We start from the raw sequence: 13687 nt of genomic DNA on the forward strand, positions 1-13687 counted from the left end.
CGTCAGCCCTTGACGGCGCCCAGCATGATCCCCTTCACGAAGAAGCGCTGGAAGAGGGGGTAGATGAAGATGATGGGGAGCACGACGATCACGGACACGGTCATCCGGATCGACGTGGGCGTCTGGGTGGTCGCCGCGGAGGCGATCTGACCCAGGTTGCCGCCGGCGTTCTGCGCGGCCTGCGCCAGCGAGCTCGCCTGGTTGATGAACATGTAGAGCAGGTACTGGAGGGTGTACAGGCTCTGGTCGGTGATGTAGATCAGGGTGTCCTGGAAGCTGTTCCACTGCGTCACCGCGGAGAAGATCGCCACGGTCGCGAGGATCGGCGTCATGTTCGGCAGGTAGATCTTGAAGAACACCTGCAGCAGCGACGCGCCGTCGACCTCCGCTGCCTCCTGCAGCGAGGCGGGCATCGACTCCACGTAGGTCTTGACCAGGATCACGAAGAACGGCTGCACGATGAACGGCAGGATGTAGACCCAGAACGTGTTGGTCAGCCCCAGGTTCTTCATGATGATGAAGATCGGGATCAGGCCCGCGCTGAAGTACATCGTGATGATCAGGAAGCGGTACCAGAACTTCCGGCCCCACATCCGCTGCTGGGTGAACATGAAGCCCAGGAACGCGGAGGCGAGCACGGTCAGCAGGGTGCCGATCACGGTACGACCGACGGAGACCGCGGCCGCCATCGGCAGGCCCTGGAGCTGGAACACCTGCTCGTAGTTCGACAGGTGGAAGCCCTGGGGGAACAGGCGGACGTCGCCGAGCGCCGAGATGTCGTTCGCCGAGACCGAGTTGATGATCAGGTAGTAGAAGGGGTACGCGCAGATCACGACGAGCAGCGCGAACAGCGAGTAGTTCGCCATCGCGAACAGGATGTCGCCGAACGTCCGGTCGTGGTCGTGGCCCTTGCGACGGCGCGCCTTCGCGGGCTTGGTCGGCTTCGCGACGGTGGTGGTCGTGGTGGTCATGATGTTCGCCTCCTAGACCAGCGACTCGCCGCGCACGCGCTTGGCGATCCAGTTGACGGTGAGCAGCAGCGCGACCGAGATGAGCGACTTGAGCATGCCGATCGCGGTCGCCATCGACAGGCTGTTGCCCGTCATGCCGATGTTGTAGACGTACAGGTCGAGCACCTGGATGTACTTCTGGTTGAACGCGTTCTGGAACACGTAGTACTGCTCCATGCCGTTGTTCAGGATGTTCGCGACCGAGAGCAGCAGGAGCACCAGGTAGGTGGGCATCAGCTGCGGGATGGTGATGTAGCGGATGGTCTGCCAGCGTCCGGCGCCGTCCATGCGGGCCGACTCGTACAGCGACGGGTCGATGCCCGAGATCGCCGCAAGGTAGATGATCGCGCCCCAGCCCAGGCCCTTCCAGACGCTCCAGAGGGTCATGGTCAGCCACACGTGCTGATCGGTGTCGAGGAACTTGATCGGGGCGGTGATGAGGCCGCCGTCCATCAGGATGTCGTTGACCAGGCCCGAGGTCGAGAACAGCGAGAACGCGATCATGTAGACCAGCACCCACGAGATGAAGTTCGGGAGCGTGGTGAGCGTCTGCACGGCGTTCTTGAACCACTTCGCGCGGATCTCGTTGAGCAGGACCGCGAAGCCCAGCGGGAGGATCGAGGTCGCGATCCCGAGGAAGCTGATCGCCAGGGTGTTGACCAGCACCTGGCCGATCTGCGCGAGCTGCGTGGGCGAGCTCACCAGCAGGCGGAACCACTGGAGCCCGACGAACTCCGAGCCGGACAGGCCCAGCGCCGGCTTGTAGTCGTACAGCGAGTAGACCCAGCCGAACAGCGGCAGGTACGCGAAGACGAAGGAGAGGATGAGGAAGGGGAGGATCAGGAAGAACGGCGTGAACGACTTCTTGCCCGGGCCGCGCTCGCCCCGCTTGGGCTTCTTGCCGCGCTCCTCGATCTGCTCGGCGGTGGTCTCCGCCAGGATCATCGATGACGTCATCGCGCCACCCCCGTAGCGGAGGGGCGCGCGGCGTCGTCCCCGACGCCTGCTGAACGCTCGTCCATACTCACTCCTTCGTGCGAGGACCTTGCCGACCTTCCGACATTCGTTGGCGGCGGCAACTTTCGAATCGCTTCGACTGACAGTAGAGCGGGGGACGCCGTTTCGTCAAATGCCCGGCGTCACGGAAATGTAACGATGCCGCGGCGTCGGGAATATCGGGCGAGAGCGCTCTCTCGTGCGCATCCGCCGCTACCAGGGGCGGGACGATGCGCGGGTCGCCGTCGCGGCGACGGCTCAGTCGGCCACGACGTCGCGCAGGAACGCCGTGACGGCGGCGACGGTGGCGTCGAAACGGTCGCGGTGCACGCTGTGGCCCGCGCCGTCGATGCGGACGACGCGCGCGGCCGGCGCGAGAGCGGCCGCCTCGGCCGCGACCTCAGGCGTCACGATCGCGCCGGCGTCGCCCGTGACCAGCAGCGTCGGACACGCGATCGCGGCGACGGCCGCCCGCCAGTCGCGGCCCAGCCCGCCGTCGAGCAGCGTGAGCGCGGAGGTGTCGAAGTCCGCCTTGGTGTCGGCCCACGGCGCCAGCTCGTCGTCGTGCCAGCCGGGGTTCGACGCGCGCGCCATCGCCATGCGCTGCTCCGGGGTCATGTCGCCCACGCTGTGAAGCAGCTCGACGAACGCGGCGAGGTGCGGGTCGTCGTCGCCGCCCGCCGCCTCCGCGGGGGGCGCGTCGTGGAACGGCGGGTCCTCCAGCACGGCCGCGCGCACCAGGTCGGGGCGGGCGCCGGCGAGGCGGGCCGCCGTCTCCGCGCCCATGGAGTGGCCCCACACGAGCACGCGACCCGTCGCGAGGTGATCGAGCACCGCCGCGGCGTCGTCCACCAGCGTCTCGATGTCGATCGAGCCGGTGATCCGGCTCGAGCCGCCGTGGCCCCGCGCGTCGGGCATCACCAGCGAGTAGCACCCCGCCAGGCGCTCCGCGACGCGGCCCCAGGTCGCGGCGCCATCGGTGATGCCGTGCAGCAGCACCAGCGTGGGCCTCCCGGCGGCAGGGGACAGCACCACCCGGAGGCGTGCGTCGTCATGGGTGACGTGGAGCTCCGTGCCGATCATGGGTGCACCGTAGCGCCCCGCGGCGATCAGCCGAGCGCGCGCGTGAGGTAGAACGCCCGCTCGCCGGTGTCGGGCTGGCGCAGCGCGAACGAGTGGTGGACGTAGAAGCGCAGCGCGTCCTTGTCGCCCTCGTCGACGTTGACCTCGAGGAAGTCCACGCCGAGCTCGCGGCAGTAGTCCGCGACCGCGCGGATCAGGTCGGTGCCGATGGTGCGCCCGCGCAGGTCGGGGCGCACGTAGAGCTCGTCGAGCAGAGCGACCGGACCGTCGAACCACACGTTCGGACGTAGCGTCACCAGCGCGATCCCCACCGCGGGCGAGCCCGCGAGGTAGGCGAACGTGTCCCCCTGGTCGAGCAGCCGTGCCAGCCGGGCCGCCAGCACCTCCGGTCCCGGGGTGGGGGCGTCGAACTCCTTGTTGAAGTCGTGCAGCAGCTGCGCCGCGGCGCGGGCATCCGCGCGGGTGGCGAGTCGGACGGGGTGCTGAACCATGCGCCCACCGTACGCGGTGAGACCGCTCCCGGCGCGCTACCCCTCGAACGACGCGAAGTACGCCGCCGCCATGTCCTCGGAGCCGTGGCCGCCGCCGACGGCGCGGTGCAGGCGCCCGCCCGCCGCGGCGAGCGCGTCGACCCTCACCCCGGCCCGCGCGGCGGCGTCCACGATCAGGTCCGCGTCCTTCGCGGCGGTCTCCGTCGCGAAGGACGCAGGGGAGAGGCGCTCGTCGAGGATCAGCCCGGCCTTGAGGCGCAGGTAGCCCATGTCGAGCCCGCCGCCCGCGACGGCGTCGAGGAGCAGCCGCGGGTCGACTCCGAGGCCCGCGGCCAGCGCGACGCTCTCGCCGACAGCGTTGTTCACCGCGAGGACCCAGCTGTTGACCACGAGCTTGAGCGCCTGCGCCGACCCTGCCGCCGCATCGTCGCCCGTCCAGACGGTGCGCGCCGCGACGGCGTCGAACACGGCCTGCGCGACGGGACGGGCCTCGTCCGCACCGGCCGCAAGCACGGTCAGCTGGCCGGCCTCTGCCGGCTCGCGCGTGCCCAGCACGGGCGCGTCGACCAGCACGACCTCGAGCTCACGCGCGAGCTCGGCGATCCCGCGCTGCGCCTCGACTCCCACGGTCGAGGACTGGATCCACACCGCCCCCGGCCGCACGCCGGGGGCGGCGAGCCGCATGACCTCGGTCACCGTGTCGCCGTCGTGCACCATCGAGAGGACCACGTCCGCCTCGTGCGCGGCCTCCGCCGCGGTCACGGCGACCGTGGCCCCGTCGCCCGCGAGCTCGGCGGCGCGCGCGTGGGTCCGATTCCACACCCGCACACGGTGTCCGGCGCGCACCAGGGTGCGCGCCATCGCCGAGCCCATGATCCCCGTGCCGAGCACGGCGACGGTCACGGTGGCGGGGGTGTCGGACAGGGTGCCGGTGGGCATGAGCGCTCCTCGGGTCGATGGGGGACGATGCGGGTGGAACGAACGGGAGGCCTCCCGCCTTCCCGTCGCGTAGCCTCGTCGGGTGCTCCGCGCCCGTTCGATCGTCGCCCTCGCCGCCGCCGCGCTGCTCGCCGGCTGCTCCGGCGCGACCGCGCCTGACGCGTCCACCGCGACCCCGACCGCGGCGTCGCCCGCCGCGTCGGCATCGTCCATGTCCGCGCCCACGGCGAGCGACGAGCCCGCCGCGATCGTCGGCACGCTCAGCAACCCGGAGGTCGACGGTCACCGCTTCGCGGTGCTCACCCTCCCGCTCGAGGAGTGGGAGGTCCGCGTCGACTGGCCGCAGGAGGACGACGGCACCGATCTGGCCGTCTACCTGGCTGATCACCCGGAGATCGCAGCGCTGACCAATGCGGGGATCTTCTCCGACGACCTCCGACCCGGCGGCCTGCTGGTGAGCGACGGCGAGGTGCTTCGCGACCTCAACCTCGCCGACGGCGGCGGCAACTTCCATCTCAAGCCCAACGCCGTTTTCGCCGTCCACGACGACGGCACCGCGGAGGTGGTCGACAGCACGGCCTACGACCCCGCGGGCGTCACGTACGCGACCCAGTCGGGCCCGGCGCTCGTGCTCGACGGCGAGATCCATCCCGAGTTCCGGGAGGGCAGCGTGAACACGGCGGTGCGCTCCGGCGTGGGCGTCAGTCCGGATGGGACCACCGTTCACCTGGCCCTCTCGCTCGGCTTCGTCAACCTGTGGGACTTCGCGACGCTGTTCCGCGACGTCCTCGGCTGCGACGACGCGCTGTACCTCGACGGCCAGATCTCGCAACTGTGGATCACGGGGGCTCCCGAGCCGACGCCCTACCTGGGCCCGTACGCCGGCGTGATCGCCGTCTACCCTCGCTAGCCTCGTGCCATGACGCTCGATCCGCAGGTCGCCGCGTGGGTCGCCCGGACCCTCGGCGCGTCGCCGCACGAGGTCTTCTTCGAGGCCCGCTCCATGTCGGAGGTGTGGGGTGTCGAGCTCGTCGACGGCCGCCGCGTCGCGATCAAGCGGCGTGGCGACGACGGCCGGCTCGCGATCGTCGCCGCCGCGCACCGCGCCGCGGATGCCGCGGGCATCGACACTCCCGCCCTGCTCGCCGGTCCCGACCCCGTCGACGGCGACCAGCGGTTGACCGCCGAGGCGTGGCGTCCGGAGGGTCGGACCCGGCCGCCGCGCTCGCCTCAGGACCTCTACGCGCGGCTGTCGGCGCAGATCATCGCCGCGGTCGGCGACGTGAACGCCGCCGGGCTCGAGCCGCCCCCGTGGATGCACTACGACCACGCCGATCCGGACCGGGTCTGGCCGCCCGCCGCATCGTCGCGCTGGGACCCGCACCGCATCGAGGCCGATCTGCCGCCCTCCCTCGTCCGGCTGGGCGGTGCCGCCCGCGCCCGGCTGCTGGCGGCGGACCTGCCCCGGGTGCTGGGCCACGCCGACCTCAACGGTCAGAACGTCCGCTGGGTGGGGGAGCGGCCGATCGTGCACGACTGGGACTCGATCGCGGTCCTGCCCGAGGCGGTGCACGTGGGCAACCTCGCCGCGGACCACGTCGCGACCCTCGAGCAGGGCGCGATCGCGGACATCGAGAGCTGTGCGGCGCTCCTCGCGGCGTACGAGCGCGAGGCCGGGCGCTCGTTCACCGCGGACGAGACCGAGGTCGCGTGGGCGACCACCGTGTGGCTCGGCTGCTACAACGCCACGTTCGAGCACCTCCACGGCGCTCCGGGCGCCTGCACCGCGATGATCCTCGCCGACGGCGACGCCCGGCTCGCGCTCGCGGGCGCCTGAGTACCGTAGGTGCCATGGCCATCACGGACCTGGCGGAGCTGATCTCCTCCATGAGCGCGCGGCTCGACCCCGAGCCCTACGTGTGGGTCACGGGCGACGTGGCTCCCGCCGGCTGCGCGCCCGTGGTCACCGTCGAGGAGGCGGAAGGCACCACCTGGGTGGTCCCGGAGGCGCAGGCGCGCGCGGCCGGCGCCGCGCACGAGTTCCGATCCGCGCGCATCACCCTCGAGGTGCACTCGGCGCTCGAGGCGGTGGGCCTCACCGCGGCCTTCGCACGTGCGCTCGCCGACGTCGGGATCAGCGCGAACGTGGTCGCCGGATTCCACCACGACCACATTTTCGTGCCGTGGGACAGGCGGGACGATGCGCTGCGTGCCCTGGACGCGCTCCAGGCCTCGGGCTAGACGTCGAGGATGGCGTGCAGGCGCTCGCGGTTCGCGCGGATCGACGCCTCGTGGCCGGCGATCCAGTCGCCGCTGAAGCCCCGCGGATGGATCTCGACCAGCTGCACCGCCATCGACCACAGGCGGTACAGGGCGACCCGTCGCTCCGCGGCGCGGTCCATCGCCAGGGGGCGGCCGGTCGCGGCCTCGTAGCCGCGCACCTTCGCCGCCTCGAACGCGCCGGACGCGTGCGTCTCCCCGCCGGCCAGACCCCACAGCGGATCGCCGAACAGCGACCGCTCGAAGTCGACCACGCCGGTGACCTGGCCCGTCTGCGGATCCACCAGGACGTTCCCATGCCACAGGTCGGCGTGGACCAGCGACGGCGTCTCGACCTGGTCGAGCGCGTCGCCGGCCGCCTCCACCGCCTCGTGGAGGCGGTCGGCCTCGATGTCGACGCCCCAGGCGCGCGCATCGTCCGCCGCCGACGCGATCAGCGCGGACATGAACCCGCGCATCGTCGCGCCTCCGAGGACGAAGTCGCGGGCGGGCAGGCCGTACCGCGACCCCGTCTGGGCGGCGAGCGCGGCGACCACGTGGCCGACCTCCTCGAAGGCCCGGGCGTTGGCCTCGGGGGTCATCACGTCCCGGGCGGAATCCCACGGCATGCCCGGCGCGAGCGTCATCACCAGCGCGTCGACGTCGGCGATCGCACGGGAGAAGTCCTCCGCGAGGACGCGGGGCGCCGGCACGTCGGGCACCTCCGCCACCAGCGCGAGATGATCGCGCTCCGCGCGCAGCAGGTCATGCTCGTAGCCGAGGAGCCGTGACCGGCCGGCCTCGTCGAGCGCCTCCGGCACCGAGGTCTTCACCACGACCGTCTCGCCGGAGTCGAGCTCGACGCCCTGGACGGCGGAGAACGTCCCGCCCGACATCAGCCACGTGTGCGCGGGCCGGCCGAGCGGCGCGAGCAGCGCCTCGAGCTGGGGGCCCGAGAGCGGCCTCTGGGTCGGCAGGAGCCCGGTCACAGCGTGCGGAGGACCCGCGCCGGGTTCCCTCCGACCACCGTCATCGGCGGCACGTCCTTGGTCACCACCGAGCCGGCCGCGACCACGGAGCCGCGCCCGATGGTCACGCCGGGGCAGATCACGACGGAGCCGCCGAGCCACACGTCCGCCTCGAGCGTGATGGGGAAGGCGCGCTCCCAGCCCTCGCGACGGGTCTCGACGTCGAAGGCGTGGTTGACCGTGTAGAACCGCGCATCGGGGCCGATCAGCGCGTTGTCGCCGATCGTGACGATCCCGCTGCCCAGGATCATGAGGTTGGCGTTGATGAAGACGTTGCTGCCGAACCTCACCCGCTCGCGGTACTCCAGGTAGACCGGCGGACGGAAGTCCAGCCCTGGCCCGCACTCGCCGACCAGCGCGGCGAGCGCCGCGGTCGAGCCCTCCGGGTCCTCGAAGTACGCGCCGTTGAGGTCCCGCAGGCGCGCGAGGGTCGCTCGCTGCATGTCGGCGAGCTCGGGGCCGGCGCGGTAGCGGAACCACTCGTCGGCGGCGAGCTTGTCGTACTCCGTCCGTGCGGGGTCCTCGACGGGGACCTCTGCCATCGCCGCCTTGATCTCATGCGCGCGGGTCACGTCGCCTCCTCGGTGCTCCCGGTCAACCTACCGCCGCTCGGGCACGCCGGTCGCGGGACCTCAGGACCGCCTTGCGGACCTCGCTCACCGCCGGCACCACCATGGCGAGCGCCACGCACGCCGCCCACTGCCGCGCGTCGAGGGGAGCGGTCGAGAAGGCGCTGTTGAGCGCGGGCACGTGCACCACCGCGACCTGCAGGGTGAGCGACAGCCCGACCGCGCCCCAGAGCCACGGGTTGGTGAGCAGCCGGTGCGCGACGGAGACCGTCTCGGACCGCGCGGAGAACACCACCGTGAGGTTCGCGATGACCAGCACCGTGAAGGCCGCGGTTCGCGCCGTGTCGACGTCGGCCGTGCCCTCGATGAGGCCGCCGGGCAGGAGCAGGTCGAACGTCGCGAGCGTCACCACGGCCATCGCCAGCCCGGTGACCGCGATGCCGGCCCACATCCGACGCCCGATCAGCGGCGTGCCCAGCGGCCGCGGACGCCTGTCCATGAGGTCGTCGGCGTACTCCTCCGCGCTCACGGCGAGCGCCGGGCCCAGGTCGGTGAGGAGGTTGATCCACAGGATCTGTGTCGCGAGCAGCGGCGCGAGCACGGCGCCGTCCGCGGCGATCAGCCCGAGCCATGACGCCGCGAGCACGCCGAGGAAGACCGCGAGGACCTCGCCCAGGTTGGACGCGAGCAGGAAGCGCAGGAACCGGGTGATCGTGTCGAGGATCCCGCGCCCCTCGCGGACGGCCTCGACGATGGTCGCGAAGTCGTCGTCGGTGAGGATCATGTTCGCGGCCTCCCGCGCGACCTCCGTGCCGCCGCGCCCCATCGCGACCCCGATGTCGGCGCTGCGCAGCGCGGGCGCGTCGTTCACCCCGTCACCGGTCATGGCGACGACCGCGCCGCGTGCCTGCAGCGCGTCGACGATCCTCAGCTTGTGCTCCGGCGCCACGCGGGCGTAGACGGACACGTCGCCGACCGCGTCGGCGAGCGCCTGGTCGTCCAGGCCGTCGAGGTCCGCGCCCGTGAGCGCGGGTGCGTCGGTGGCGACGATGCCGAGGTCTCCCGCGATCGCGACCGCCGTGCGCGGGTGGTCGCCGGTGATCATCACGACCCTGATCCCCGCGCGCTGCGCCTCGGCGACGGCGAGTCGCGCCGCGTCGCGCGGCGGGTCCACGATGCCGACGAGGCCGACCAGCGTCAGCTCCCGCTCGAGCTCCTCGGACGCCGCGGGCGCGTCCCCCGCCTCCCGCACCGCGACCGCGAGGGTCCGCATGCCGCGGCCGGCCAGCTCCTCGAGGGCACGCTCGACGCGGCGGCGCCGATCCGGGTCGAGCGGCATGTCGCCCTCGGCCGTCTCCTGGCGCGCGGAGCGATCGAGCACCACGTCGGGCGCCCCCTTGACGACCAGGGTCCGGGCGCCGTCGCCGGCGCCCGCGAGGACCGACATGCGCCGGCGCTCGGAGCTGAACGGCACGGAGTCCAGGCGCGTGAGCGACCCCTGGTCCTCCGGTGATGCGTGCGCGCGTGCCGCGGCGAGGAAGGCGACCTCCGTCGGGTCGCCGTCGAGGCGGCCGTCGGCACGCTCGGTCGCGTCCGACGCCAGCGCGCCCAGCGCGACGGCGCGTCGTCCGAGGGGGTCGGCCCCGTCCACCGGGGAGCCGCCCGACGCCGTGACGACCTGGGTGATGGCCATCCGATTCTCCGTGAGGGTGCCCGTCTTGTCCGAGCAGATCACGGAGGCCGAGCCGAGGGTCTCGACGGACGCGAGATCCTTGACGATCGCGTTGCGGCCCGCCATCCGCTGCACCCCGAGCGCGAGCACCACCGACATGATGGCCGGCAGGCCCTCGGGCACCGCCGCCACCGCGAGAGCCACGCCCAGGAACAGCACGTCGACCAGGCCCGGCAGCCCGTCCACGTCCCGGGTGAGGAGCACCGAGCCCACCACCACGATCGCGATCACCACCACGACGAGGCCGAGCGTCCGGCCGAGCCGTGCGATCTCGCGCTGGAGGGGTGTCGGGTCGTCGGGCGTGGACTCGAGCATCGCGGCGACGCGTCCCGTCTCGGTGTCCATCGCGGTGGCCGTCACGATCGCGGTCGCGGAGCCGCGCGTGGCGGCGGTGCCGGCGAAGACCATCGAGCTCCGATCCCCGAGCGCGGCGGGGGCGCGCAGCGCCGCGGAGGACTTCTCGACGGGTGCGCTCTCCCCGGTGAGGGCGGCCTCGGCGACCCACAACGAGCCCGCGACCACGCGCGCGTCGGCGGCGATCGCGTCACCCTCGGCGAGCACCAGCAGGTCGCCGACCACGACCGCGGAGGCCGGCACCGTGACGCGGTCGCCTCCGCGGACGACCACCGCGTGCGGCGCCGCCATCCTCTGCAGCGCCTCGACGGCGCGCGCGGATCGGCGCTCCTGCGCGAAGCCGATCACCGCGTTCGCGACGATCACGAGCGCGACCACGATCGCGTCGTAGGGAGGGCCGTCCCGGCCCTCGACGGACCAGGCGAGCAGGGAGAGGGCGACGGCTCCGACGAGCAGGTACACCAGGGGGTCGGCGAGCTGGGCCAGCAGCCGCCGCCACGCGGGAACGGGCGGCGCGGCCGTCAGCGCGTTCGGGCCGTCGTGCGCGAGCCGCGCCGCGGCATCCTCCGGAGCCAGTCCCGCCTCGCGGTCGGTGCGGACGTCGGCGGCGACGTCGCCCGCGGCGCGCGTCGACGGTTCGGGACCCGCGGTCGCGGCCATCGCGCCTCCCAGCGGCGGCGTGGCCGCCTCGTCGAACGTCGGCGAGGCGGCCGGGGCGCCTCTCGCTCCACGCTATCGCGCCCTATTCGGGCTCGACCTGCTGGAACAGCGTGAGCTGCAGCCCGGCGGGCCCCTCAAGGCGCGCGTTGAGGGAGCCCCACGGGGTGGGGGTGGGCGGCGCGACCTCGACGGCGCCGGCGGCGACGGCCCGCGCGGAGGCGTCCGCCGCATCGTCGACCTCGAGCGCGACCCGGATCTCGCGCGAGGCGTCACGCCCCACCTCGAGGGAGTCGATGAGCGCGCGCTGCGGCGTGTTGACGAGCTCGAGCGTCGCCCGCCCGGCCCCGAGCACCACGACCCGCGCATCCTCGCCGGGGCCGTCCGTGGGCGAGGTGAGGTCGAGCTCCGCGGGCAGGCCGAGCGCGTCGCGGAAGAACGCGACGGCGGCGTCGAGGTCCTCGGCGTGGACGACGAGGCGCAGCTGGACGGCGCCGGCGGGTTCGCTCATGCGCCCACCGTGCGCCGCCCGGCGCGCGCCGTCAACCGCTACAGGTACATCGGCGTCAGCGCCTCGTAGTCCTCCACGGTGGCGTCGCTGAGGCAGGCCTCGATGATCCGCCGTCCCAGCGGGTCGAGATCGTCGGTGAGGTACTGCCCGAGCTCGGCCTTGAAGAATCCCGTGAGGATCGCGCAGCCGGCGTCGTAGGCGGCGGTGCCGACCTGCGACTGCAGCTCCGGTCGCAGCAGCGTGCGGCGAACGGGCTGGCCGTCGAGGGTGATCTCCCGCGGCGCGTACCCGAACAGCGCGCAGCGGGCGGGCTCGAGGTTCTCGGCGCGCATCCGTCCGCCACCCTTGCGGGCGAGCCACTCGCGCGTCAGCCACTCCGCCGAGAAGCCCACCTTGTAGGCGCCGACGTGCTGGTTGGGGGTGAGCACGTAGCGGGTGCGGGTGAACTCCGTGATCTGGGCGAGCAGCAGGTTCGCGGCCTCGACCTTGGTGCCGGTCGAGAAGGGCCAGTAGGAGCCCACGCCCTCCGAGACCATCCCGCCGTGCTCGAGCTTCTTCACGGCGTCGGCGGCCTCGCCGATCGAGGGGTTCTTGTCCCCCCGGGGAGCGATGAGGCGCCACAGCCACGCGATCGACGGCGGCACGAAGTGGGTGAGACCCATGATCCCGTAGCTCGGGGCGTCGGCCGTGCAGGCCGGCATCCGCACCCCGAAGGTGCGCACGTCGACGGGCTCGGGGTCGTTGACCACGCCCTTTACCATGCGGCGGGGGATCACCACGCGAGGGTTCGGGCACGGCTTCCCGGTGGAGTCCGGGGTGTGCTCCCACGGCAGCGCGGTCGCGTCGGCGACGCCGTCGATGCTGAAGAAGATCAGCGGCTCGTCGGGATGGATCACGGCGCGCTCGAAGTGCACGTCCTCGCCGTAGTTCTTGAGGTTGTCCACGCGGACGAACCAGCCGTCCTCGGCGTCCGCGACCACCATCTTGCCGCTGCCGTCCTGCACCGCCGGGTGGCACAGCGTCATGTCGTCGGTCACCGGCGCGAGGTCGGAGGTCTCCGACAGGGTGATGAGGTACGGCTCCTGGGTCACCACGTTGGTGCCGAGCAGGATGCGGCCGTCGTGCTCGCGGCGGAGCTCCTGGCACATCTCGGACTTGCCGCCGCCCGAGGCGCCCTCGTGCATGATCACCGTCTCGTTGTCGTAGGGCGTGGTGACGCGCACCGACGAGGCGTGGGCGGTGATCCAGCCCTCCTGCTCGCCGATGTCGAGCAGGATCGAGAACACGCCCTTCTTGGCGGACGGGCCCGGGTAGAGGTTGTAGGCGAAGATCTCGTGCAGCGTCTCGGAGCGGTCGTGGACCACGACCTGCCGGCCGTCGAAGTGGGTGTGACGGAACGGGGGAGCGACGTAGACGATGCCGCGCGGGGCGAACTCGCCCAGCTGCTCGAACGTGACCCAGCCCTGGAGGTCGACCAGCGCGGTCGCGAAGAACGCGGCGTTGCGCGGCACGATCGCGATCGACGGCGACCCGTAGGTGGGGCCTCCGGCCTTGAACGGCACCACGATCAGCTCCTGCCGCGAGAGCCAGTCGAGGGTCTCCTGCCGGGTCTCCGCGAAGCCGTGGCCGAACCGGTCCGCGAACCGGTCCTTGTCCGTCGGGCGGTCGTCCGCGATCACCATGCACTTCGGGTCACGCCGGCGCATGTAGTCCTCGGGGTAGTTGACGGCGGCGCCGTTGCGGCAGCGCGTCACGGTCGCCTCCGTGATGACCTCGCCGTCGACGTCGTAGTCGACCGAGAACACGGGTCCGCCGTCCGGGCCGAGCGTGAGCTCGTAGAGCTCGGCGCGCGTCGCGGGGATGATGACCGCCGGAGCGGTCTCCAGCGCGGCCCGCACCTCGGGGGCGAGGGTCAGCTGGTCCAGGTAGCTGCGGTGCTCCACCACGGTCATGCTCGGCTCCTTCGTCTCGCAGGGGAGGGCACACCACCCATGGTGCGCCCTCATCGGCGAGTCTGCCGTTCTCCAAGGGAAGGTAAAAGGGACGTAGGTCACGGGC

At 72.3% G+C, this 13687-nt stretch carries 13 protein-coding genes; 3 read left to right on the top strand and 10 right to left on the bottom strand.

The window, feature by feature from the left end:
• Positions 1-2: 2 nt before the first annotated feature.
• From QQX13_RS13140 to QQX13_RS13160, 5 genes are all read right to left on the bottom strand, one after another.
• Entirely contained in the window at positions 3-971 is a 969-nt protein-coding gene (locus QQX13_RS13140) for a carbohydrate ABC transporter permease (protein ID WP_301118298.1), read from the bottom strand.
• Between the two features lie 12 nt (positions 972-983).
• Positions 984-1967 carry an ABC transporter permease gene (locus QQX13_RS13145; protein WP_301118297.1) on the bottom strand — a complete coding sequence of 328 codons (984 nt, stop codon included), beginning with the start codon at positions 1965-1967 and terminating at the stop codon, positions 984-986.
• Between the two features lie 297 nt (positions 1968-2264).
• Entirely contained in the window at positions 2265-3089 is an 825-nt protein-coding gene (locus QQX13_RS13150) for an alpha/beta fold hydrolase (protein WP_301153614.1), read from the bottom strand.
• A 26-nt stretch (positions 3090-3115) separates the two neighbouring features.
• A complete protein-coding gene (locus tag QQX13_RS13155; protein ID WP_301118295.1) occupies positions 3116-3580 on the bottom strand; it encodes a GNAT family N-acetyltransferase in 465 nt (154 codons plus the stop codon).
• Between the two features lie 36 nt (positions 3581-3616).
• A complete protein-coding gene (locus tag QQX13_RS13160) occupies positions 3617-4519 on the bottom strand; it encodes an NAD(P)-dependent oxidoreductase (RefSeq protein WP_301118294.1) in 903 nt (300 codons plus the stop codon).
• 82 nt (positions 4520-4601) lie between these two features.
• On the opposite strand from QQX13_RS13160, the gene QQX13_RS13165 reads away from it, so the two are divergent.
• From QQX13_RS13165 to QQX13_RS13175, 3 genes are read left to right on the top strand one after another with little or no spacing between them, the layout of a single operon-like run.
• Positions 4602-5429: a phosphodiester glycosidase family protein gene (locus tag QQX13_RS13165; RefSeq protein WP_301118293.1), complete on the top strand. Its 828-nt coding sequence runs from the start codon at positions 4602-4604 to the stop codon at positions 5427-5429.
• 9 nt (positions 5430-5438) lie between these two features.
• The gene (locus tag QQX13_RS13170; RefSeq protein ID WP_301153616.1) at positions 5439-6356 is read left to right on the top strand and encodes a hypothetical protein; all 918 of its coding nucleotides are present in this window, start codon (positions 5439-5441) and stop codon (positions 6354-6356) included.
• Positions 6357-6370: 14 nt separating this feature from the next.
• Entirely contained in the window at positions 6371-6760 is a 390-nt protein-coding gene (locus QQX13_RS13175) for an ACT domain-containing protein (RefSeq protein ID WP_301118291.1), read from the top strand.
• On the opposite strand, the gene QQX13_RS13180 is transcribed toward QQX13_RS13175, so the two are convergent.
• The 5 genes from QQX13_RS13180 to QQX13_RS13200 all read right to left on the bottom strand — a co-directional run bounded on the left by QQX13_RS13180 (position 6757) and on the right by QQX13_RS13200 (position 13581).
• Positions 6757-7767, bottom strand: a complete 1011-nt coding sequence (locus QQX13_RS13180) for a phosphotransferase family protein (protein WP_301118290.1) — start codon at positions 7765-7767, stop codon at positions 6757-6759. The genes QQX13_RS13175 and QQX13_RS13180 overlap by 4 nt on opposite strands.
• Entirely contained in the window at positions 7764-8378 is a 615-nt protein-coding gene (locus QQX13_RS13185; RefSeq protein WP_301118289.1) for a sugar O-acetyltransferase, read from the bottom strand. The genes QQX13_RS13180 and QQX13_RS13185 overlap by 4 nt, the downstream gene beginning before the upstream one ends.
• Positions 8379-8400: 22 nt before the next feature.
• Positions 8401-11121 carry a cation-translocating P-type ATPase gene (locus QQX13_RS13190; protein WP_301118288.1) on the bottom strand — a complete coding sequence of 907 codons (2721 nt, stop codon included), beginning with the start codon at positions 11119-11121 and terminating at the stop codon, positions 8401-8403.
• An 82-nt stretch (positions 11122-11203) separates the two neighbouring features.
• Positions 11204-11629: a VOC family protein gene (locus QQX13_RS13195; RefSeq protein ID WP_301118287.1), complete on the bottom strand. Its 426-nt coding sequence runs from the start codon at positions 11627-11629 to the stop codon at positions 11204-11206.
• Positions 11630-11667: 38 nt separating this feature from the next.
• Positions 11668-13581, bottom strand: coding sequence for a DUF4914 family protein (locus QQX13_RS13200; protein ID WP_301118286.1), 1914 nt, complete (start codon positions 13579-13581; stop codon positions 11668-11670).
• Positions 13582-13687: the final 106 nt, after the last annotated feature.

Source organism: Demequina lignilytica (assembly GCF_030418375.1).
GTDB lineage: Bacteria > Actinomycetota > Actinomycetes > Actinomycetales > Demequinaceae > Demequina > Demequina lignilytica.

What these genes read in the sequence shown, in the direction of transcription:
- QQX13_RS13140 (WP_301118298.1), bottom strand. Translation starts at nt 971, where the DNA reads ATGACCACCACGACCACCACCGTCGCGAAGCCGACCAAGCCCGCGAAG.
- QQX13_RS13145 (WP_301118297.1), bottom strand. Translation starts at nt 1,967, where the DNA reads ATGACGTCATCGATGATCCTGGCGGAGACCACCGCCGAGCAGATCGAG.
- QQX13_RS13150 (WP_301153614.1), bottom strand. Translation starts at nt 3,089, where the DNA reads ATGATCGGCACGGAGCTCCACGTCACCCATGACGACGCACGCCTCCGG.
- QQX13_RS13155 (WP_301118295.1), bottom strand. Translation starts at nt 3,580, where the DNA reads ATGGTTCAGCACCCCGTCCGACTCGCCACCCGCGCGGATGCCCGCGCC.
- QQX13_RS13160 (WP_301118294.1), bottom strand. Translation starts at nt 4,519, where the DNA reads ATGCCCACCGGCACCCTGTCCGACACCCCCGCCACCGTGACCGTCGCC.
- QQX13_RS13170 (WP_301153616.1), top strand. Translation starts at nt 5,439, where the DNA reads ATGACGCTCGATCCGCAGGTCGCCGCGTGGGTCGCCCGGACCCTCGGC.
- QQX13_RS13175 (WP_301118291.1), top strand. Translation starts at nt 6,371, where the DNA reads ATGGCCATCACGGACCTGGCGGAGCTGATCTCCTCCATGAGCGCGCGG.
- QQX13_RS13190 (WP_301118288.1), bottom strand. Translation starts at nt 11,121, where the DNA reads ATGGCCGCGACCGCGGGTCCCGAACCGTCGACGCGCGCCGCGGGCGAC.
- QQX13_RS13195 (WP_301118287.1), bottom strand. Translation starts at nt 11,629, where the DNA reads ATGAGCGAACCCGCCGGCGCCGTCCAGCTGCGCCTCGTCGTCCACGCC.
- QQX13_RS13200 (WP_301118286.1), bottom strand. Translation starts at nt 13,581, where the DNA reads ATGACCGTGGTGGAGCACCGCAGCTACCTGGACCAGCTGACCCTCGCC.